Below are 22,935 nucleotides of genomic sequence, written 5' to 3'. Positions count from 1 at the left end.
ACAGAGCTGATGTTGGAGAAGATTAAAAAACTATTGGGTAATCAGCAGGCTCACGCCCCAGGCTACATGCTGCCGTGCCTCCGGCACTTCAAACTTACGGAGTCGACAGCCCTCACGCCGCACCGCTACTTAACGATTACGTCTTTGGCGCCTTCTCCGTCGCCGGATCTGTCGCTGGCAGGCTTGGGCAATTCAAGGACGGGCTCGCCCCAATCGGCTTCGTACATCTCCTTGCACGCTTCGCACTTGATCTCCGTTGCAAGCTGCTTGTCGTCGATCACGACCGCTTGGTCACAGTGCCTGCAGTGCACTCGTACATTGCCTGGCTCGGCAACCAACGCTGCAAGATGATCTTGCGTAACATCGGCGACCTCGATGTCTTCGGGCTCGAGTGTCGTCAGCAACTTGCGATCCACCTCGGTCATCGTCGCCAAACGGTTTGCCAAGCGGCGAACGCTTCGCTCAAAACTGTTGCGAGACGTGCGTCCGTTTCCGAAGTGACGATCGCGGGCGATGTACAAATACGTGAACCCGCGAAGCAATCGCCGTCGCGATTCGGTCGGCAGCGTGTACTTTGACTTTTTCGCGATCAGTTCAAAGATCCGGCAAAGCGCTTCGGGTGGATAATCATCAAAGTGCATCGTCGTTCCGACGCGTGAACTTAAGCCTGGGTTACTGCGAATCATCTTTCGCATCTCGACAGGATATCCTGCCAGGATCACGACCAAGCGATCCCGCTGATCCTCCATTCGCTTCAGCAACGTCTGCACCGCTTCGCGGCCATATTGGTCTTGCCCGTCTTCATCAATCAGCGTGTAGGCTTCGTCGATAAACAACACGCCGTCCAACGCCTCATCAATTTTCGCATTTGTCTTCGGTCCGGTTTGCCCCGCGTATTCGGCGACCAATCCGCTGCGATCGGTTTCCACGAGGTGCCCTTTTTCCAGAATTCCCAGCGACCCGTAGATATCGGCGATGATCCGCGCCACCGTTGTCTTGCCGGTTCCTGGATTCCCAACGAAGGCCATGTGCAAACTGGGCCGCGTCATCGGCAGCCCTTCCTTTTCTCGCTGCGACTCCATCTTCAGAAAGTTCGTCAACGTTTGAATCTGGTCCTTGATCGCATCAAGCCCGATCAATTGATCGAGCTTGGCTCGAGCCTCTGCCAAACGCTGCTCCGGAGTTCGCTCGTCCACCGGCTCCGCTGATTTCGAAGCTGATTTAACGTCCGACTTAGGGGGTGACTTGGGTGGCGAACCGCCCGGGCCCGCCGTGGGCGTCGGCTTCTCCGCTGCGGTAACACTCGCACCGTCGCGCAATCTCGCTGCTTCTTCACGAAGCCACACCAGCGCATCGCGAGCAGCATCGGTGTCCGCTTGACTGTTCCGCTCTTCGGGCTCGGATTCGCCGACAACCTCTTTCATCTGCGCCCGCATTGTCGCCAGGTTTGCGTTATCCGATTCGCTCGTTTCTCCGTCTACCGAAACCAGCAAATTTGCCATTCGCATCACGAGTGTCTCAAGTTCACCCCAGCGATCACGCAAGGGCGCCAGCTCGGCGAAGGGACGAACGAGATCACGCCATTGGAAGTCCGCTGCAGCGGAAATCAGCCAATCGACCGCCTCGTGCAATTGATGCCCCATCACGGATTTACCCCACAGATGTTCGAGCAAAACTCGGCCGAGCTGACGCTGCTCGATCGTGCGGCTGTCGGTCGTAGGGACCACGGCTGCAAAGACCTTCATCAGCAACCCTTGGTGCAGACCATCCATCTGCTGGGCGATCGCTGCGGCGTCCGCATCTTCGCCATCGAGCCATGCATAGGAACCGCGAACCAGTTGTCCGCTTTCGACATACAAAGCCTTCGTTTCCTGAATCGCTTCGCGATAAAGCCGAATCGATTCAATGATTTGGTCATCCGAAAGTCGTGACATAGATCTGGTCGCATCAAAAGTGAGAGGAGTCCGATTGCAAATCATCTTAGCGGAATCGAGGCAGTGATGCAGACAGATTGAATGCATCGAAAACACTGCGGCAAACGACAACTAATTTCTAGCGGAGCAGCTCTAGAAAAAAGCGGGGTCCGGTGGGAAAAATGCTTTTTCTGCGAAAGACGCGATTGCATTGCCGGTGATATGCAAGCAGCACACATTCTAGGCAGCCACCTTCGACTATTTCCCCAGTCCGACCAAAGAACAAAAATCTCATCCCGTAAGGGATCTTCAGACAATAGCCGGTGGCAAGCGCAGCGCCACCACCGGATATTGAATGCACAATAACCTGATCCCGGAGGGATCAAAGATCATCCATTCACCCGAGGCAGAGCGATGTCCACGTTCCACAGCATCAATCTTCACGTCACCTTTTCGACCAAGCACCGCAAGCCATGGATCAAAGACGCATGGATCGGACGATTGCATCAATACCTTGGCGGGATCGTGAACCAACTCGACGGCAAGCCGCTGAAAATCGGCGGTGTTGAAGATCACGTTCATCTGCTGATTGGATTGAAGCCCACACACCAGTTATCCGATTTCATGCGTGAGCTGAAGAAATCGTCAAGCAAGTGGGTCCACGAAACCATTCTCTTTCAGCCGTTCGAATGGCAAGAAGGATACGCTGCATTCTCGGTCAGCCCGCCGAGTTGCCCTGCAGTAGCGAGCTACATTGCCCATCAACGCGAACATCATCAGAAGCGATCATTTCACGACGAGTTGATCTCAATGCTTGACGATGCGGGAATCGAATACGACCCGGAATATCTTCAGTAAACGGTCTTGGACCCCATTCGGGGTCCGTCTATTTTTAAATTCTGAAAACCGGAGGTGCGCCGCTGTGCAGCGACCTCCGGCTATTGTCTAAAACCGCTTCGCGGTGACCATGTGACTTGCCCCGAAGGAACTATTCGACCTTGCAAACAAAAAAAGCCCGCCTGCAAATCAATGCGGGCGGGCTTTTGTTTTTTTATACTCACTCGGGCGTCATTACGCGCCGACGGGCAATTTGGCGCTCTTGACCGTCGTGATGATTGCACTGGCAACCATGTATGGGTCAGCGTTGGATGCTGGACGACGATCTTCGAGATAGCCCTTCCAGCCCTTTTGGACGGTCACGATTGGAATACGGATCGATGCACCACGGTCGGAAACACCGTAGCTGAACTTGTCGATCGATTGCGTTTCGTGAAGACCGGTCAAGCGTTGATCGTTGTCCGCACCGTAAACGTCGATGTGGCTCTTGATACGTGGCTCGAACGCTTGGCAAACCGCATCGTAAACTTCCTTGCTACCGCAAGTACGCAGAAGCGTGTTACTGAAGTTGGCGTGCATACCGCTGCCGTTCCAGTCGCCTTGAACTGGCTTGCAGTGCCAGTTGATGCTCATGTCATATTTTTCAGCAGTACGTTCGAGCAAGTAACGAGCGATCCAAATCTGGTCGCCAGCCAATGCCGCGCCCTTTGCGAAGATTTGGAATTCCCATTGGCCCATCATGACTTCGGCGTTGATGCCTTCGACGTTCAAACCGGCAGCCAAGCACAACTCGAGGTGCTCTTCGACGATTTCACGTCCGACGGCTTTGCCGTGGCCAACGCTACAGTAGTAAGGGCCTTGAGGACCTGGGAAACCTTCGACGGGGAAACCAACAGGCTTCTTCGTGTCGGGGTTCCAGATCGTGTATTCTTGTTCGAAACCGAACCAAAAATCGTCATCGTTGTCGTTGATGGTGGCACGACCGTTGGTGCGGTGCGGGTTGCCTTCGTGATCAAGCACTTCGCACATAACCAAAAAACCGGTGCCCAAACGTGCTGGATCAGGACACACGTAAACGGGCTTCAGCAAGCAATCGCTGCTACCGCCGGGAGCTTGTTCGGTGGACGAACCGTCAAACGACCACTGCTCGGCGTCTTCGACCTTGCCGCTGAAATCGTCAACAACTTTCGTCTTACTTCGTAGGCTCTGGGTAGGTTGGTAGCCATCGAGCCAGATGTACTCTAACTTGCATTTGGTCATGTAATCGATTCCCTTTAGTGAATCATCAGTACGAGTGAGTTTCGAGCCTCGGAGCGAACGTAACGTCCTGAGGGCTCAACAAAGTCCAAGCGGTTCTACCTACCACACCCAAAATTCCGATACACGAGGCATCCTGCTCGCGACAAAGGAATTGTGTCCCAACTCTACTCAACTCGTATTTTGACAAGCGAGGTGTTGGCCCGGACCCAATTAGGATATCTGAAATTTTGTGAAGCGGAAGTCCTGATGCCGTACGAGCGGAGCAGCGGCGGTCAATGGTGACGAACACCCCATAGCAGAGCCCCTTTGTTGACCACCAACCCCGAAAATTGTCTGGTTTGTAGCAGCGGGCCGGTACAGAAGCCCCCAACACGCGGTTTCCCGCATTTCCAGCAAACCGCAATCCTGGATACCCGGCATCTCGCCCTCTACCATCGCCTCGACTATGCCGCAAACGGGTTTCCCGTTCTAATAGCAGCGAAGCCAAACCGTCATGGACGCGGATTCTCGTACCGGTTTCCCCCGCTCTGAAACGATTCCGTTTGCGCAGAAATCCCCCTCGCTTTATTGAGTGAATTTAATGTCGATGCCCCCTAGTGACCCGTTCGAAACCAACCCGAACAGCCGATTTGCAGGCCAGCAGCCCCCACCGGCAAAAAGCAACACCTGGAAATGGGTAATCGGAATCATCGCAGGCGTGAGTATCGTCGGTGGACTAGTGTGCTGCGGCGGTGTGTACTTCATGTACAGCATGGGCCAGGGCATGATGGCCGACATGGTCAAACAAGAAGTGGCGGCTAATCCTGTCATTCAGGAACACATTGGCGAAATCCAATCGGCGAATTTGAACCTAGCTGCCACTACCGAAGCGGGCCAAAACGAGCCTGGCACCTTGGCATTTGATCTCGTCGGCAGCAAAGGCTCTGGCGTGCTGGAGATCAAGCAAGACCCCAATAACCAAGGAAACGGTTTATCGATCCAAACGGCGGAACTCGTGATGCCCGATGGCACTCGATACGAAGTCGTCTCGGATCTAGGGTCGTTCGAAGATCAAATCGACACGGGATTCGAAATGGATGCCGACTCACCGGCACTGGATTCTGCGGAACCTGAAATCCAGCTTAAATAACCACACAATATTCTCGTCATGGAAATTGACGAATCTAACTCCTCCCCTTTTTAACCAAGATTGATTGATGAAAGTTGCAACGTTTGACACAACCAAAGGCAAAATCCGCATCGAACTTTTTGACGACAAGACACCGAAAACCGTCGAAAACTTTGAAAAGCTTTGCGAAAAGAAATTTTACGATGGGCTAAGCTTCCATCGCGTGATTCCTGACTTCATGATCCAAGGCGGTTGCCCCGAAGGCACTGGAACCGGCGGCCCAGGCTACAAATTCGAAGACGAGTTTCATCCTGAATTGAAGCACGACGGTCCTGGCGTTCTTTCGATGGCCAACGCAGGCCCCAACACCAACGGCTCGCAATTCTTCATCACGCACCTTGCAACACCTCACCTCAACGGCAAGCACAGCGTGTTCGGCAAAGTCATCGAAGGCCAAGACGTCGTGGATTCGATCAAGCAAGGCGACGAAATGACCACCGTGCGAGTGACCGAAGAGTAATCCGACTCGGACGCATGAACGCCCCCAACGCAAAAAGAATCGTTGCCAAATGGTTGCTCGGTGCACTATTTGGCACGTTTCTTATCGCGTTAACTTCTCCGCTGTTTGTTCGCAGCTATGTGCCATCTCGGCTCGACCCACTGCGCGGCGTCGTGGTTCTTCAGAACGATCATTTCTATCGTTGGCGTAGCGAAGGTTACGCAACCACCGCGATCGGACCGCTTGGCATGCCCGGGCGGAAGAGTCTTCCCGAATCAAAGCCTCTTCCCGAATCAAAGCCTGCGGGCGAAATTCGCATTGCGATCTGGGGCGACTCACAAGCCGAGGGCGTTGGCGTTGCCGACGAGCAAAAACTGCATCGACAAATCGAACGCGTCGCCAAGCAATCCAAGCAAACGATCATCGCATTGCCATTGGCCCGAAGCGGCGACGATGCCGTCGATTGGTTGGCCCAAATACCGCGAGTCGAAGATGCACTTGCGATCGACATGCACGTGATCCTGGTCGCAGAAATGGTCGACCTTGAAGCCGCCGATGCAGCAATCGACAAATCACCCGAAGTTGATCCAAAACAGTTGGCCGGCCAAAACCGGATCGCGTCGAACGTGCCTGCGTTTGTGATCCAAGCCGTTCGCCGCCTTTTGCGAACCCCCGACGATACGCCACGGACGCTGCGGTTTTCAGTGGGGCCGATCAAAAACGAGTCGCAACCAGCAGCGATGTCGGCAATGCACAAAACCGATTGGCGCACGGTGATGCAGACAATTCGAGCGGCAAGCGACCGACCCATCCTGCTACTTTATTCGCCGCGAATTCAGCGAGAATCGTTGACGTCGATCGTGGTGGATGACGACCAACCGACCGGCAAGGCACTGGCTGAAATTAAACAGGCCGCCAAGTCCGCCGACATTCGCCTACGTGACGTGACCGAAACTTTCATTGACTCAGCTGAAAACAATCGATGGCCACACGGATTCCACAACGGCATCATCATGCAAGGCCATCTGAACGAAACAGGATACGCAATCATTGCATCGGAGATCGTCTCCGAGATCGAACTTTTTGATTTCCCCGTTCAATAAACTGCGGAGAGATCGAAATGCTATTTACTCAGCTCGAGTTTTTAATCTTCTTTCTCGTGGTGCTTGCTGCGGTTTGGATGACCGGCAATCGCCTTGTACGCAATACGATTCTGCTGGGCGCTAGTTACTACTTCTATGCCTATTGGGACATTCGATTTTGCTTGCTGCTGTTATTATCTACGGTGGTCGACTTTGTCGTTTCACGTGCCATCGACCGCAGCAACAACACAGCGACACGTCGCCGATTGCTGATCGTTAGCATCTCGGTGAACCTTGGGGTATTGGCGTTCTTCAAGTACTTCAATTTCTTCATCGCTTCAGCGGCCCCGATTGTCGAAGCGATGGGCGGAAGTGCCAGTACGTTGAACATCATCCTGCCGGTCGGCATCTCGTTTTACACGTTCCAAACGCTCAGCTATACGATTGATGTTTATCGGCGAGTCCTGCGGCCGACAAACAGCCCGCTCGACTTCGCACTGTACGTTGCATTCTTTCCTCAGTTGGTCGCTGGGCCGATCGTCCGTGCTCGCGAATTGCTGCCGCAACTCTCGACGACTCCTGCTTGGTCCAACCGACGGTTTTACTATGGTTTTCAGCAACTCTTGCGAGGAGCGGTCAAGAAGGTCTTGATGGCCGACCGGTTGGGCGAGATGGTTGATGTCGTTTTTGAGAACCCGGACTATTACAGCAGCAGCACGCTGTGGTTAGTTGTGATCGCCTATGCCGGCCAGATCTACTTGGACTTTTCCGGATACACCGACATGGCGATCGGGTCAGCAAAAATACTCGGCTATCGATTTCCCAAGAATTTCCGGCATCCTTACCTAGCGACGTCGATGGCCGAATTTTGGCATCGCTGGCACATGACCCTGTCCCGCTGGCTTCGCGACTATTTGTATATCCCGCTGGGCGGCAGTCGGAACTCCACCGTCGCGACGTACCGCAATTTGATGATTACGATGACACTCGGTGGACTGTGGCACGGTGCGGCTTGGACGTTTGTGCTGTGGGGCATGCTGCACGGAGGTGCACTTTGCATCGAACGAGCCTTGCGTAGCGTGACGTCACGGAGACTGCCAAAGCTTTTCCATTGGGCGTTGGTGATGATCGTGGTATTGGTCGGTTGGGTGCTGTTCCGTTCGACCGATTTGAACGCCGCGGTAAGCATGCTGCAGCGAATGGCGGTCCCGTCGCTCGGTATCCACTGGTACCCACCTCTAGTGATCGGCGTGCTCGGATGCATGATGATCGAGCACGTGGTGTGGATGACACGCTGGCGACGCGCGTTGCGGTTGCCGCCGGATGCTTGGTATTCGCCGATCGCTACCACCGTGATGTTGTGGGCTCTGTTAATCTATGCTCCTGTCGGTTTTCAGCCGTTTGTCTATTTCCAATTTTGATCAGCAACCGAACCAACGATGAAGCCCGCTTTCGCCTACTGGATTTCCTTTGTCGTCGGAGGCGTTTTCGTTGCTTGGCTCAGCGGGCGACTTGAACCCCATTTCGTTCCGGATTCCGCGAGCTACCTGGACTACTCGTTTTCGTCGCTGGATGCGATCGGACAATCGATTCGTACACCGGGATATCCGCTGTGGTTGTTGATGCTTCGCAGCACTGTCGGGTTGGCTTTCATCCCATCGGCTCAGGTGATCGTGCACGCGACCGCGGCATCGTGGTTCGCCATCGAATTGCGACGACAAGGGATGGCTCATCGATATTGTTTGATAGCCGGAGTCGCGATCGCAGTGGGATGCACGGCGATGGACAACATCAGCACCATTTCGAGTGACGCGATCGCAGCATCCGTGGGCGTGTTGGCCGTGACCGCGATTTTGCGGTTTAGCGACGCTGCGGATTCGTGGCGATGGGCCGCAGCGACTGTCATTTTTTCAGTGATCGCGATCATGTTGCGTCCCGCGTACTTGTTTCTAATTCCTTGGCTCGGAGTCGCCGGAGGGCTTCTAGGATTAGTACACAAGCAATCCTGGAGGACATCGTTGGGCAACAGTCTACTCGTTTCGATCGCGACGCTTGTTCTCGTATTAGCCTGGATGGGGCTACGACTCGTTGCCGTCGACGACTTTGGAATCCTGCCATTTGGCCATCAAAATCTGGGAGGCGTCTTGGTTCAGTTGGTGTCCGACGAGGAACTCGAGACGCTTCAGGGGGATTCGGGGAAGCTAGGGAAATCGGTCGTAATCGAAAAGCAAAAGCTCGCGGCGACGGGGCACACCTTCGCGGCGGGCGAAGCGGGAGCGACGATGACAATCGATGGTCGCTGGGATGAGATGACTTATTTTGTTGTGGTGCCCGCGGCACAAGCGGTCGCAGGAGACGATCCTGTGGCTGAGCATAACGCCATCAAAGTGATGAACAAAGAAATCATTCGCCAATTCCCTCGTCGCTACGTCGCCTGGGTCGCAAAGAATGGCCGGCGAGGCATGTGGACGATCGCCGCTGACATCGTCATGCACCCCATTTTCTTGAGCGGAATTTTTTGCCTATTCGTTTGGCTGGTCTATACAGCCGCGGTGGGGAAACCATTTGGCGTTCTGGAGAACGGACTCGCGATGCGGTCGCTGACAATCATTACGCTGACCTATCTAATCGCGAAGCTGGGATTTGTGATCCTGACAAGTCCAGGAATTGGACGTTTCAGTGACGCCGCAGCCATCTTTTTGCCGGCATGGCTGGCGGTGGTTGCCATGCAATTCATCTCACCTGGTGTGACGTCAAATCAATGACTGACGCAATCCTGTTCGGATCGACACATTTCGCATTGTCAGTAAGATGGTGTTGATGAATGCCAAACCAAGCAGCCCGAAACTGACGACCGAACCGACGCCCCCCTCGTCCGTTGACGATTCGCGTACGCCCGAAGCAGCGACACACGCACCGAAATCGACGACTCCGTCCATCGATGCAGCGATGCGGATCGATCGTTTTCGCTTGCGCCGTGATAAAAAACGACTCAGCCCCGAAGCGTACGCAAAACGGCTGGCCGAATCGGTCGGGCAGTGCGACGCACGCCGGGCCGCGACACCGCGGATCGAGTACTCCGACGAGTTGCCGATCACGTCACATCGCGACGAGTTGATCCAATTGATCCGCGATCACCAAGTCATCGTGGTCTGTGGGGAAACGGGCAGCGGTAAGAGCACCCAACTGCCTAAAATCTGTCTCGAAGCCGGCCTCGGTCGCGAGGCGATGATCGGACACACCCAACCGCGTCGTTTGGCGGCTCGCAGCATCGCCACCCGCCTGGCCGAGGAACTCGATACGACGCTCGGTAAAACCGTCGGCTATCACGTCCGCTTTGGCGACCAAACGGGTCCCGAGACGTTGATCAAACTGATGACCGACGGGATCCTGTTGGCAGAAACACAATCCGATCGCTTCCTCGATGCCTACGATGCGATCATCATTGACGAGGCTCACGAGCGATCGCTGAACATCGATTTCCTGTTGGGGTACCTGCGGCGGTTGCAGTCGAAGCGGCCCGATTTGAAAATCATCATCACCTCGGCAACCATCGACGCTGAGCGGTTTGCGGAACACTTTGCTGACGAGTCTGGCCCCGCTCCGGTCGTCAACGTCGAAGGCCGTGGTTATCCCGTCGAGCTCCGTTATCTGCCCTGGGAAGACGTCGTCGACGATGAAGATCGCGGCTACGATTTAGCTCGCCACGTGATCGCGGGAATCGAGTCGTTATCGCGAGGCGGCGGTGCTGGCGACACGCTGGTCTTCTTGCCCACCGAACGTGATATCCGCGAAGTCACCCACCGGGTCGCCGGACATTACAAGCGGTTAGGGATCCCCAACCGTGTGGACCTGCTGCCGCTGTACGCGCGGCTGCCACAAAAGGAACAGCAGCGAATTTTTCATCCCGACGCGGGCAAGCGGCGGATCATCTTTGCCACCAATGTCGCCGAAAGCTCGCTGACAGTCCCCGGAATTCACTCGGTGATCGACACTGGCACCGCGCGAATCAGCCGCTACAGTCCGCGCAGCAAGCTGCAACGATTACCAATCGAATCGGTCAGCCGAGCGAGTGCGAACCAACGTGCCGGTCGCTGCGGTCGTATTGCACCTGGCATCTGTGTTCGCTTGTATTCCCTCGATGATTACGAATCGCGTGACGCGTTCACGACGCCCGAAATTCGGCGTACGAATCTGGCTTCGGTCATTTTGCAAACGAAGACTTTGCGTCTGGGTCGCTTGGAAGAGTTTCCGCTGCTCGATCCGCCTCGCCCCGAATCGATCCGCGAAGGCATTCGCACGCTAATGGAATTGCGCGCGATCGATGACAAGCATGAATTGACCGAAATTGGTCAAAAACTAGGCCGGTTACCAGTCGATCCTCGTGTGGGACGCATGATCCTAGCCGCAGACGAGTTTGGCGTGCTGGCCGAAATCTTGCCGATCGCCGCGGCGCTCGAAATCCAGGATCCTCGAGATCGGCCGCAAGATAAACAGCAAGCGGCCGATGAAGCCCACGCGATGTTCAAAGATCCCAACAGCGATTTCCTGTCGTACTTGAAACTGTGGCGGCACTACGAAGAGGCTCGCGAGAAACATTCACGCAGCAAGTTGATGCGGGTCCTGCGACAGCAATTCCTCTCGCCCAATCGCATGCGTGAGTGGTCCGACGTCTATCGCCAGCTCAAAGAAATGGTCGCGACGTCACTGGGCCAGTGCAAAGGAGCCCGCAAAAAAATCGGTGCGATTCGCTTTGCCGATGATCCCGAACGATTGCTTGACGCCAACTTAGACGATGCGTTGCATCAAGCTTTGTTGACAGGATTGCTGTCGAGTGTCGCAATGGTCAAAGAAAAGAGCGAATACACCGGTGCCGGTGGATTGAGTCTTTATCTGTGGCCCGGAAGTGGTGTCGCCGCAAGCAAGCCGAAGTGGATTGTCGCCGCCGAACTCGTCGAAACCGCCAAGCAATATGCACGCACCGTGGCCCGGATCAAGCCCGAGTGGATCGAAACCATCGGCGCACATATCATCAAGCGTTCGTATAGCGAGCCGCACTGGAGTGCCAAATCGAGCGGCGCGTTTTGTTACGAGCGTCAATCGTTGTTCGGGCTGCCCGTCGTGGTTCGCAGGCGTGTTCCGTTGCCACCGATCGATGCTTCGACCGCTCGCGACCTACTGATCGAACACGGCTTGGTCGAGCAGGAGATGAAGACGACCGCTCGCTTCGTGCGGTTCAACCAAACCCTACAAGAATCGATCGCGTCGTTGGCCGCCAAGACTCGTCGCCGCGATTTGGTGGTCGATCCCTACTCGGTGGAACGTTTCTATCAAACGCACTTGCCCGAGGACGTTTGTGACCGTGGCCGGTTGGAGAAATTCGATCGCGCGCTCGAAGCCCCCGCATGGACCAAACAACTTCGCGACGCCGCGGACTTGTCGGCTTGGCTGCAATCGCCGCCCAAGCTTGATGAAAACGCGACGCCGTACATGCAGCCCGACGATTTAATCGAAGCTGCCAGCGAAGCGATCACCAAAGAAGCCTTTCCCGACGAACTGCAAATTGGCAGTTCGCGGTTGCCGCTTGAGTATCGCTTCGAACCCGGCGCCGAAGCGGACGGGATCCAATTGAAAATCCATCAAGCCGCTCTGCCGCAAGTCAGTGACGAGCGTTTGGGCTGGTTGGTGCCCGGTTTACTGCAAGTCAAGCTCGTCGCGATGATCAAATCGCTGCCCAAGCGAATCCGGCGAAACCTTGTACCCGCGGCGGATATCGCTGCGAAAGTCGCTCAAGAATTGGCTCCTGATTACGGCCAAGTGCCGTTCATGCCATCGGTGTGTGCCGCATTTTCGCGGCATGCCGAAATGCCAGTGACCCCCGACGATTTTCAGTCCGAGAAACTCGACGACTATCTGCAGTTCCTCGTCACCGTGGTCGACGATGACGGCAAGACGATCGCCAGTGGACGCGAAGTTCAACCACTGAAAGAAAAACTGGGCTCGGCAAAAGACCAGCCCGAGGCAGCCGATACCGATGCTTCGGATGAGTCATGGGCTCGCGAGTCGATGGTCACTTTCGATATCGACTCGCTTCCCAAAGAGGTCGTACGAACGCGAGGCGGGGTGAAGGTCGCACAATACCCGGCGTTCTTGGACAAGGGTGACGGCGTTGCCACACGCTTGGTCTCGGACTTGCAAACCGCCGAGGCAATCACACGTCAAGGCTTGACGCGATTGTTTGCGTTGGCCGAGAAGAAGGAACTGCGGACTCAGGTGCGATGGCTTCCGTCGCTCGAGCAAGCCAAGGTGAAACTGAGTGGGGTGGTCTCTGCCGCCTCGATCGAATCACAATTGATCGACTTGTTAGCCCGTATCGCGTTCGTGGAAAACGAACCTGTCTTGCGCAGTAAAGAAGTATTCGATCAACGCCGAGGCGAGCGAGCCCGCCGGATCGCCGAGGCGACCCAAGAGGTCGCGGTGTGGTTGTCCGCGATGGCCGACGCCTACTTTTCCGCCCGGCGACAAATTGAATCGACGTCGGGAAACCGTTTCGACCAAGCGATGCGGGATGTCCGGCTGCAGATGGACTGGTTGATTCACGACCAATTTTTGTCGGTCACGCCGTGGGCATGGCTGAAACATTATCCCCGCTACTTCGCCGCGATCGCGTACCGATTGGACAAGTTGACCAGCGGCTCGGCACCCCGTGATCTTGAAGGAACCGAAACGGTCGAGAATCTTCGCGGGCGATGGATGGCGACGTTGCCAGAGAGCGAGCGAAATCCACGCGACCAATCGGCAACCGAAGTCCGCTGGATGATCGAAGAGCTGCGAGTCAGCCTGTTTGCCCAGCCACTCGGCACCGCAATCAAAATCTCGCCCCAACGCTGCGAAAAAGCAATCAAGCCTTAACAAAACTCTCCAAGGCTTTCGTCCACAACTTCACCCGCCCAGCAACGCTGGGAGGGTCGAAAATCGAGCCTTCAGCGAGATTTTCGGGGAGGGCCTGCGGCGTGCAATTATTCGAGCTGCAATCGCTCGGTTCGCCCCTCCCAACTCCCAACTCCCAACTCCTCACTTTCCCCTTCCCTCACTCCTCAAACTTCATCTCCCGCGTATCCCGCTCCAACCCCGTCGGCACAGTCAACGGCGTATAGAGCTCGGGGCGACGAGCACGGATCCAGCTGCGGCCTGTGGCATCCGCAAGCAGACCAGCGTCCAGGTCGGCGATCACCATTGCGTCGTCCGCTTTCCATGTTTCCGCAAGCACGCGGCCGTAAGGATCCAAGACCATTGCGTTGCCGGTACGGATTTCGTCATCATCGACCCCCACGCCGTTACTGAAGATCAAAAAGATGCCGTTGTCATGAGCGCGACTGGGCAACCAACGCATCAGCCACCCTCGTCCCTTGTCGCCACGAAACTCTTTTTCGATCGCCTCGGGATCCGCATGCCGGTTGTCCCATAACTGCCGGTCGATGATTCCCATCAAGTGCGGGTTCTTGCTGCGTACCGCTCCGGTCTGGTGAGGAGCCAGCAAAACTTCCGCACCTCGAAGTGCCGTGATGCGGACGTTTTCGATCAGGTTGCAGTCGTAACAGATTAAGACACCGACGCGAAATCCATCGGGCAGATCGAACACGGTGTACTCCGTACCACTGCGGATCGCGGTGTGCTCAAACGCCTGCAGTTTGCGGTGACAGTGGACTGTTCCATCGGGCAATGCGACGACATAACTATTGTAGAACTCGCCACTCTCGCTGACTTCGACGAGCCCCGCACCGATGCTGATCCCGTATTGGCGTGCCAAGCCGACCAATCGCTGAGTGCTAGGGCCATTTGGGATCGGTTCCGCGAGTTCGCCGAGTTGCTCAAGCGACAGATTGCGAATGAACCAATACCCGGTGATGCAACATTCCGGAAACACGACGAGTCGCACATTTTGCTCAGCGGCCTGGCGAAGAAATGCATCGATCTTTGCAAAGTTAGCTTCCTTGTCCGCCGCTGCTGCTTCGAATTGAACCGAAGCAACACGAAGCGTCCGTAGGTCTACTGGGGTAGCGTCTGATGTTGGCATTTGACTTGAGTGAGACAGGAGGGATGTAGATGTAGGCCGGACCGTAGCAGAGCGGAGTTCCGGCACGGCAGCGGAAAGAACTTGAAGATTGAAGCCTCACCACGCAACGCTGTGAAGCATTTTTTCCTGTAGGGTTTGTGTAAATTTAGCGTAGCGGAAGTCGTCAACAGCTTGTTGATTTAGTGAGCCGTGACGCGTAAGCGGCCAGGTCTGAGGCACTACCCGGTGCCTTACGGCCCTCGGCTCACCGTTGCGATTTGCATTTGGATTAAATTAACAAGCCGTCAAGACTTTCGTTCAATTGGCGAATGCCCCCGAAACTCTTGACGAGTTTCGCTACGAAATCCTCTAACGCGTTGCTCGTCACGGGGAACGATCTGCGGCATTTTACCCGAAGTTGCCGATGACGAGGGAAGTCGTCTGTTGGGAGTACACGCGAACGGCTTGGAAAGCCGAGCGACAATGTCACGCTGGAAAAATGGGACTAGAATCAAGCCGTCTGGCCTTTCCTCACCTTATTTACCCGACTTGGATTAGTAACGCGATGACGTTTCGAGCAAAACCATGGTTTCGTCTGTTTGCGATGCACATCACAATCGTTTCGGCTCTGGTTGTTGCCGTGGTCTGCCCTGCCGAAAACCCATTTTTCGCGATGGACACCGGTATTTCGGGGACTCCGGCGGAGGTCGCCGGCGTACTAAATGAGCTGGGTTACAAGGGGCTTGGCGGCAGCCCTCAAGGTGCGGGTGAAATGGCCGAGACGCTTAAACAGAACGATCTTAGATTGTTCAATGTTTATTGGGTGCTCAAGTTTGACGACCAATCGCCGGCGTTGTCCGATTCGCTTCGCGATTGCATCGATTCACTTCGGGGACACGATTCGGCACTATGGATCGCGGTTTCAGAAGTCCGAAGGGAAGGGCAACCGGTTGAGTTGTCATCCACCGATGGGGACGACGTCGCGGTTTCAAAGCTCCGTGAGATCGCCGAATATGCTGCGACTCGCGACGTATCCGTGTCGCTGTATCCTCACACCAACTATTGGATGCAACGGTTTGAAGATGCGATTCGATTAGCTGACAAACTCGATCGCAACGACGTAGGCATTACGTTCAATCTTTGCCATTGGTTGAAAGTCGAAGGCGATCGTGACCCAAGCGAACTGCTTGCTCGTAGTGTGTCGCGACTCTCCTTTGTCACGCTCAATGGAGCCGACCGAGGGGATACACGCAGCATGGGCTGGGCTCGTTTGATTCAACCGCTTGGCAGCGGCTCGTATGATGTTGGGCGGTTGGTCGAGACACTGCACGCAATTGATCATAAAGGCCCCATCGGGCTGCAAGCGTACGGGATCAAGGGAGATCAGCGAGAGAATTTGCGTCGATCGATGGACGCATGGAAAGCAATGCAGCCGAAAAACGAGTAAACTTCAGCACTCGCTCGCCAGGCAGGAGCCTGGGAACCAGTGAAGGCGTTCACCGAGACGTGTCTAAACTCCCTCCATCTCTCCATCTCTCCATCTCTCCATCTCTCCATCTCTCCATCTCTCCATCTCTCCATCTCTCCATCTCTCCATCTCTCCATCTCCCATCTCCCATCTCCCCATCCCGCCCCAAAATCTCTTTTTAAACGAGGTTCCCACCATGCGTTGCTTCCACCCTGTGTTGTTATTTCTGGCTCTCGGATCGATCCTGTTGTTGGCGTTCGTGTCAAACGCGAAGCCCGTGTTTGCCGACGAAGCGGCCTTGAGTTCTGCGGTCACCCTGCGGTTGCCGCCGACCTCAGGTAATCCGCGAAACAGCGAAGGCGACTTTATCCAGCTCAAAGATGGTCGTGTGCTGTTTGTTTATACGCATTTCACCGGTGGCGGCGATGATCACGCCTCGGCCCATCTCGCCGGACGCTATTCTGCCGACGGAGGCAAGACGTGGGACGCTGCGGATACTCGCATTTTGGATAATGAGGCGGGGTTCAACATCATGTCCGTATCGCTGCTGCGACTGGCCGATGGACGCATTGCGATGTTCTATCTGAGCAAAGAGTCGCTCCAGGATTGTCGGCCTGTGGTTCGCTTCAGCAGTGATGAAGCGGCGAGTTGGAGTCCACCGCAGACGATCATTCCCGATTCCGAGGTTGGCTACTATGTATTGAACAACGATCGCGTGATACAGCTGAAGGGTGGACGATTGGTCATGCCGATGGCACTGCACAATTCGCCGGAATGGGAAAAGCCCGACTGGGCCGGTCGTGTGCTGTGTTATCTCAGCGATGATGCGGGCAGCACGTGGCGTCCGAGCATGACCATCTTGGAAACTCTTGACCCGAACAGCGGCAAACGGCGTCTCGCACAAGAGCCTGGCGTGGTTGAACTTCGTGATGGTCGCGTGATGATGTTCGTACGCTCGGACGCTGGCAGTCAACAGATCAGCCATTCAGCCGATGGCGGTGAAACTTGGTCGCCACTCGTCCCATCGACACTTCTGTCCCCCACGTCACCCGCCACAATCGAGCGTATTCCCGGCAGTAATCGGTTGGTATGCGTGTGGAATGACCACACGGCCATTACAGCAGAATTGCGAGGAAAACGCACTCCGCTATCGCTCGCGGCCAGCGACGACGAAGGCAAAACTTGGCGTCAATCGATCACGTTGTTTGACAATCCCGACGGATGGTACTGTTACACCGCGATCGAGTTTACCGAAGACGCAATGCTGCTAGGCCACTGCGCCGGAGACCGCAAGGAGAACAATGGCCTCGCCGAATCGCACGTCACTCGAATCGAACTCGACGCCCTGGCCAATGCCCTGGCCAATGCTCTGGAGTAATCCTGAGCGATTCCCAGCGATTGATCTTCTGTTGGCATTAACGAGAAAACACCGAACGCCCACGTTCCCATTCGGTTTCACCTGGATGAGTTCAATCGTTGGTGTTGGTGTTGCTTTTCTCCACCAACTTCAAGACTGCTGTTTTAGTTAGCCGTTTCGGCACTAGCCACGGTTTCGTCACCATCCAAACGTAACGCTGTGAAGCATTTTTCTTATTGAGCTTGTGCTAATTTAGCGTAGCTGAAGTCGTCAAGACTTTCGTTCGATTGGTGAATGCTCCCCGAAACTCTTGACGAGTTCCGCTATGAAACGCTTCACGGCGTCGATCCAAACGGCTAAATCAAGAGCCGTGATGTTGTACTAAATCAGTAGTTTCACTGCGTCTGGTGCGAGGTAACGAGGGACTAATCCGGAAGATAAGCCTACACACGCCAGTATATTTTCCCTTCCGTCTGGCTTGTCCAGGCGGAGCGGGCAACTGACAGCTACCAATGAAACCTTTTTCCGCAATCGATCTCCGTCGCGGGCTTGCCCCGGCGGGATCCACGAATCGAGTCGTTGTGTCCGCCGAGACAAGCTCGGGCGGAAAGAGGTTCCACTACCCTAAATCTCTTAACTCCATACTAACACGGCGGAAATGGAAGGTGACTGTCTTTTGTCCGGACGCAAATCGGCTTGGAAAGCCGAGCGACAATGGGTTAGCTCCAAAAGTCGCGGTCCAGGCTGCGGTAGCCGATCGCTTCGGCGAGGTGCGTTTCGTCGATCGATTCGTCGCCGGCAACGTCGGCGATCGTTCTTGCCACTCGCAAAATCTTGTCGTGAGCTCGCGCCGATAAACCCATCTCCTCAACACTATGCCGCAACATGTGCTGGCACGGCTTGTTCAGTTTGCAGAATTGACGCACCTGGCGGCTGCTCATTTGTGCATTGTATTGAACCGCTCCGTTGCCAAACCGGGCCAGTTGTCCCTCGCGAGCTTTCACGACATCCGCTCGCATCTGGGCACTGGTGGTGCCACCGCCTGAGGGCGAAGAAAGCTCATCAAACGGCACCGCCGGAACTTCAATATGGATGTCGATGCGATCCATCAGTGGGCCCGAAATTTTGCCCATATATTTTTCGATCTGAGTCGGCAAACAGTTGCACGTTCGACGTGGATCGCTGCGGTAACCGCAAGGACAGGGGTTGGCCGCCGCGATCAACATAAAGTTTGCCGGGAACGTGGTGCTGCGGAGTGCACGCGAGATCGTGACGACGCCGTCCTCAAGCGGTTGACGCATCACCTCGAGCGTCTTGCGGTTGAATTCAGGAAGTTCGTCCAAGAATAAAATCCCGTTGTGAGCCTTACTGATTTCACCCGGCGATGGAGGACTTCCACCGCCAACCAGTCCCGCATCGCTGATCGTATGATGGGGACTTCGAAACGGACGACACGCCAACAACGGTTGCCCGGCTGGCAGCTGCCCCAATGCACTGTAGATGCGCGTCGTGGCGATCGATTCGGGAGCCGTCAGTCGCGGCAGGATCGTAGGCATCCGTTTGGCCAGCATCGTTTTGCCGCTGCCCGGAGGCCCGACCATGATTAGGTTGTGATTGCCAGCGGCGGCCAGCGTCATCGCTCGTTTGGCCGATTCTTGCCCGCGGACGTCACCAAAGTCCACTTCGTAGGTACTGAACTCTTCGAACAATTGATTGACACAGCTTGGAACCGGATCAATCTCGAGCTCGCCTGCAAAAAAGGCGACCGCTTGTGACAAGCTGCATACCGGAATCACTTCGATGCCATCAACGACCGCCGCCTCGTGTGCATTTTCTGCAGGAACGACTAGGCCTTTCAAATTCGTATTCTTTGAGGCTTCGATTGCGATCGAAAGGGCACCTCGGATCGGCCGTGTCAACCCTTCGAGCGCGAGTTCACCGACGACGGCGTAATCTTCGAGTCGATCGAGCGACAATTGACCGCTGCCGGCAAGCACGCCGAGCGCGACGGGCAAATCGAACGAGGCCGCTTGTTTCGGCAGATCACCTGGGGCCAAGTTGATCACGACTCGGTCTTGAGGCCGAACGAAACCACTGTTGACGATCGCGCGTTCGACGCGATGAGTGCTCTCTTTGACTGCAGCGTCGGGCAATCCCACCAAGATCGTCTTGGGCATCGCGGCGGGCGAGATGTCGACTTCGACATCGACCGGCATCGCCTCGATCCCTAGCAGCGTGAACGTTTTCAGACGCGCGAGCATGAGAGCCTCGGTTTTCACAGAAGAAAAGTACGGTCGATCGAACTTGAGTTGCCCTGTTTGCCAGGCTCATTGCCAGCGAAGTCCCTTGTTTCGCCGGCGTATCGATCGTCCCCGCTCCATCATACCGGATCTCGCCAACGCCGCGGTGAAGAGTTTCGGCCTTCAACGTCCAAGTCCGAGAGTCTCCGCGACTTTCGCTACGAAAAGGAGCGAAATTCCTCGCCATTCGTCTGAGACGGCGTTTGAGGCAATCAATCGTTGCGTTTGGATTCATCGTGCAAGACTTGGTCGATCACGATGCAGGCACAGAGCACGGCGACTTCGTCTTCACCATCGACGATGTTCACGCCGTAGCTGTCGGTCCATGACCAGAGCTTCTTGCTAACCGTTGCCACGGTCCGGCCGCTTCGCTCGAATGTAAATTCATGTGACCAAAACGATCCGTCGATCGTGTAGTCGTTGGGACCGGGAACATCGAGCGTGAACTGCTTGTTAAACCAAGTCCACTCCTTCTTGACTTCGGCAAAGACACGACCGTCAATAAGGATCTGGTAAGTGGGTTTCCATGAGAGCAGTTTTTGGCTGATGAATGCTAACTCGTTGCCGCCAACGTCTTGGAAGGAAAGTTTGTCGCCCCACGAAAACGCCTTGCCATCGATGTTGTACCGCGAGTTTCCATCGGCATCCGTGACCGTAAAGTCGTTGCCCCAGGCCCAAAACTTTTCTTTGATGCGAAAGATCATGTATGCTCCGAAATTAAAAATGCGATGGCCACTCACTCGATTTGATGGCCGCGTGTTATTAGCAGGCATCGATGTCGAGCGTTCGGGGCGCGGAAATCGGCGACGTTTCTGTGCAGACTAGGCGATTCGAAATCAGTTTGGGGCATGCTTTCTGCCCGAGACTGCTGCCATCGTATCCACTTTTGGTATATAGCGTTGCGGAACGAACGTCCGCATCGGTTGGATTAGCGACAGACTCTCCGCATTTTGGTAGCTTAGAAGGGGGCTTGTCGCCAGGCTCCACGTAAAAGTGTGACCTGAGTAATCTTGCCTGATGAGCAGCAAACGACATGAATGCTTCTAACAGTGGTCCTATTCCCCGTCCCTCTCGGGAACGTGACGTCACCATTGATACCTGCGGCTTGACCGATTTGGGCAGAACGCGAGAGACCAACCAAGATCAATTCCTGGTGGGGAGTCGTCGCTCAAGCATCTGTTCAACAGCGACAAGTTTATCCAGTGAACAGGGGCAAATATTCCTTGGTGACTCGCAGAGCGAAATACTGATCGTCGCCGATGGTATGGGCGGACATGCAGCGGGGGAGCGGGCAAGCGAGTTAGCCGTCCAATATCTTTCTCAACGATTGGTAGACCAGGAGCGACCGATGGTTGATTCGGATACCTGGAACGGGATTGAGCACACAAAATCGATGCAGGAGATTCTCCGTGATACTCACCTCCGAATACTGGAAGAAGCGGAAAACAATCCTGAGCAGTTTGGGATGGGGACCACGTTGACGATGGCTGAAATCGTTTGGCCTTACTTGTCGGTCTTGCATGCGGGCGACAGCCGTTGTTACCTGGTTCGCGACGGGGGGACCCAGCGATTGACGCTCGACCACACGCTGGCACGCCGCATGGTGGATGCGGGCGACTTGAAACCCGAAGAAGAATCCGAAAGTCGTTGGAGCAATGTGCTCTGGAACGTCCTGGGCGGACAACTCGAAGGCAGCTTGGTCGCTCAAGTCGAAAAAGTCGAGTTGCAGTTGGGAGATACGGTGGTGTTGTGCAGCGATGGACTGCATCGCTATGTCAGCGACGATCTATTGGCGTTGATGGTCTGTGAGGGAGAGGACTCGCAATCGATTTGCCAGGAATTAATTCGCGTCGCAAACAAAGGAGGCGGCGAAGACAATATCACTGTGATTGTTTCACGGATGTTGACGCATCAACACAAGAGTACGGGGGCGACGACATTGGTGGATGAAACAATGACGGAAGAAACGTATGGATCCATCGAAATTGATGACGGGACGTTGAGCACGCTAAGCCAGTTCGACACGACGGTGGATGAGTCGGCCGACGGGAAAAGCTGAAAAGTCTAGTCCCAGTTCTAAGCCCGCGACGGATATGGTTTTCAATCGAACATGTGGCTAAGCAGTTAGCCAGGAGTCTTTCAGCAAATTGGCCGTTTTGGCGCTAGCCACGGTTCCGGCGCTGAACCGGGGCTAGCGCCCAAACGGCTAACGGGATTTTACCCAATGACTCCTGCCTAACTGCTTATCAATCGAACAGTGTCGCCTGAGTTGTCTTTGCCCCTTCAGATTTAGGGATGACAGGTTCAATGCAGCCTGGGTCATCGTTGCGGACGTGGTTGACATGCCGTGACACGGCAGTGATTTCGAAAAAGTCATCGGCTGCGGCGTTCAGATGTTTTTTCAGCGACGAGGTATCGTGAAACCTTGGGTCAAGCCAGGCATCAAAATCCTTGTTATCCAGAATCACAGGCATCCGATCGTGAACTTTGCCTGTGACCGAGTTGGCCGCCGTCGTGATCACGGTGAACGAAACAATCGGTGATGAGTCGTCTGCTGCTTTTGTATTGAGTTCCCAGAGCCCGGCCATCGCAAAAGGAGCATCATTGGGTTGGTGCAAAAAGTAGGGTTGCTTTGCCGCGGCCGATTTTTGCCACTCGAAATAACCATCCGCGGGAATCAGGCATCGCTGATTTTGAAATGCATTTTTAAACGATCGTTTCTCGTCAATCGTTTCACTGCGTGCATTAATCATGCGAGCTCCGATGGCGACATCGTCGGCCCAGCTGGGAACAAAGCCCCATCGCATCGCGGCAAATTCGGGAGCATTTCCGTCGAGCTGGCGAAGCACCGCGACGGATTGTGTCGGTGCGATGTTGTAGCGAGGTTTGCCCAGCGCTGACTGCAGCTCCGCCGAAAAACATTCGGGTTCATCTTGCGGGAGGAATAATTGGCGTAGATCGGCCAGCGAGGTTCGTAGAGTAAATCGACCGCACATACATTCGTTTCCATCAGGCAATAAGAGAGTATCCGAAAAGGGGTCTGACCCTTTGGAAG

16 protein-coding genes are annotated in these 22,935 nt (G+C 55.1%); 10 read left to right on the top strand and 6 right to left on the bottom strand.

What is annotated here, in order from left to right; genetic code table 11:
- Positions 1 to 125: 125 nt before the first annotated feature.
- A complete protein-coding gene (locus SH528x_RS02550) occupies positions 126 to 1,934 on the bottom strand; it encodes an AAA family ATPase (RefSeq protein ID WP_442508968.1) in 1,809 nt (602 codons plus the stop codon).
- A 393-nt stretch (positions 1,935 to 2,327) separates the two neighbouring features.
- Here SH528x_RS02550 and tnpA point away from each other — a divergent pair, with 393 nt between their 5' ends.
- Positions 2,328 to 2,771 (top strand): IS200/IS605 family transposase, encoded by a 444-nt coding sequence (tnpA, locus tag SH528x_RS02545; protein ID WP_442508967.1) that lies wholly within the window; start codon positions 2,328 to 2,330, stop codon positions 2,769 to 2,771.
- Between the two features lie 213 nt (positions 2,772 to 2,984).
- Here tnpA and SH528x_RS02540 read toward each other — a convergent pair whose 3' ends face one another.
- Positions 2,985 to 4,010 (bottom strand): glutamine synthetase beta-grasp domain-containing protein, encoded by a 1,026-nt coding sequence (locus tag SH528x_RS02540; protein WP_442508966.1) that lies wholly within the window; start codon positions 4,008 to 4,010, stop codon positions 2,985 to 2,987.
- 580 nt (positions 4,011 to 4,590) lie between these two features.
- Here SH528x_RS02540 and SH528x_RS02535 point away from each other — a divergent pair.
- From SH528x_RS02535 to hrpA, 6 genes are all read left to right on the top strand, one after another.
- The gene (locus SH528x_RS02535; protein ID WP_442508965.1) at positions 4,591 to 5,139 is read left to right on the top strand and encodes a hypothetical protein; all 549 of its coding nucleotides are present in this window, start codon (positions 4,591 to 4,593) and stop codon (positions 5,137 to 5,139) included.
- A 67-nt stretch (positions 5,140 to 5,206) separates the two neighbouring features.
- On the top strand, positions 5,207 to 5,638 hold the full coding sequence (locus tag SH528x_RS02530) for a peptidylprolyl isomerase (RefSeq protein WP_442508964.1): 432 nt from the start codon (positions 5,207 to 5,209) through the stop codon (positions 5,636 to 5,638).
- A gap of 14 nt (positions 5,639 to 5,652) precedes the next feature.
- Positions 5,653 to 6,720: a hypothetical protein gene (locus SH528x_RS02525; protein ID WP_442508963.1), complete on the top strand. Its 1,068-nt coding sequence runs from the start codon at positions 5,653 to 5,655 to the stop codon at positions 6,718 to 6,720.
- A 17-nt stretch (positions 6,721 to 6,737) separates the two neighbouring features.
- Entirely contained in the window at positions 6,738 to 8,120 is a 1,383-nt protein-coding gene (locus tag SH528x_RS02520; RefSeq protein WP_442508962.1) for an MBOAT family O-acyltransferase, read from the top strand.
- 18 nt (positions 8,121 to 8,138) lie between these two features.
- Complete coding sequence (locus SH528x_RS02515; protein WP_442508961.1) at positions 8,139 to 9,464, top strand: hypothetical protein; 1,326 nt, start codon at positions 8,139 to 8,141, stop codon at positions 9,462 to 9,464.
- 55 nt (positions 9,465 to 9,519) lie between these two features.
- Positions 9,520 to 13,611 (top strand): ATP-dependent RNA helicase HrpA, encoded by a 4,092-nt coding sequence (gene hrpA / locus SH528x_RS02510; protein WP_442508960.1) that lies wholly within the window; start codon positions 9,520 to 9,522, stop codon positions 13,609 to 13,611.
- A gap of 178 nt (positions 13,612 to 13,789) precedes the next feature.
- Here hrpA and SH528x_RS02505 read toward each other — a convergent pair whose 3' ends face one another.
- Positions 13,790 to 14,776, bottom strand: a complete 987-nt coding sequence (locus SH528x_RS02505) for a nitrilase family protein (protein ID WP_442508959.1) — start codon at positions 14,774 to 14,776, stop codon at positions 13,790 to 13,792.
- Positions 14,777 to 15,320: 544 nt separating this feature from the next.
- Between SH528x_RS02505 and SH528x_RS02500 the strand changes: the two genes are divergently transcribed.
- Entirely contained in the window at positions 15,321 to 16,202 is an 882-nt protein-coding gene (locus SH528x_RS02500) for a sugar phosphate isomerase/epimerase family protein (RefSeq protein ID WP_442508958.1), read from the top strand.
- Positions 16,203 to 16,419: 217 nt separating this feature from the next.
- Positions 16,420 to 17,601 carry a sialidase family protein gene (locus SH528x_RS02495; protein WP_442508957.1) on the top strand — a complete coding sequence of 394 codons (1,182 nt, stop codon included), beginning with the start codon at positions 16,420 to 16,422 and terminating at the stop codon, positions 17,599 to 17,601.
- 698 nt (positions 17,602 to 18,299) lie between these two features.
- Here SH528x_RS02495 and SH528x_RS02490 read toward each other — a convergent pair.
- Together SH528x_RS02490 and SH528x_RS02485 are read right to left on the bottom strand one after the other, a co-directional pair.
- Positions 18,300 to 19,841: a YifB family Mg chelatase-like AAA ATPase gene (locus tag SH528x_RS02490; protein ID WP_442508956.1), complete on the bottom strand. Its 1,542-nt coding sequence runs from the start codon at positions 19,839 to 19,841 to the stop codon at positions 18,300 to 18,302.
- A 251-nt stretch (positions 19,842 to 20,092) separates the two neighbouring features.
- Entirely contained in the window at positions 20,093 to 20,584 is a 492-nt protein-coding gene (locus SH528x_RS02485) for an LURP-one-related/scramblase family protein (protein WP_442508955.1), read from the bottom strand.
- A gap of 329 nt (positions 20,585 to 20,913) precedes the next feature.
- Here SH528x_RS02485 and SH528x_RS02480 point away from each other — a divergent pair, with 329 nt between their 5' ends.
- Positions 20,914 to 21,939, top strand: a complete 1,026-nt coding sequence (locus SH528x_RS02480) for a PP2C family protein-serine/threonine phosphatase (RefSeq protein WP_442508954.1) — start codon at positions 20,914 to 20,916, stop codon at positions 21,937 to 21,939.
- A 187-nt stretch (positions 21,940 to 22,126) separates the two neighbouring features.
- On the opposite strand, the gene SH528x_RS02475 is transcribed toward SH528x_RS02480, so the two are convergent.
- Positions 22,127 to 22,876: an SOS response-associated peptidase gene (locus SH528x_RS02475; protein ID WP_442508953.1), complete on the bottom strand. Its 750-nt coding sequence runs from the start codon at positions 22,874 to 22,876 to the stop codon at positions 22,127 to 22,129.
- Positions 22,877 to 22,935 lie beyond the last annotated feature (59 nt).

It is taken from the genome of Novipirellula methanifontis (assembly GCF_052161655.1).
Lineage (GTDB): Bacteria > Planctomycetota > Planctomycetia > Pirellulales > Pirellulaceae > Novipirellula.
Note: the sequence above shows the minus strand (reverse complement) of the source record. Positions and strands in the feature narration are given on the sequence as shown.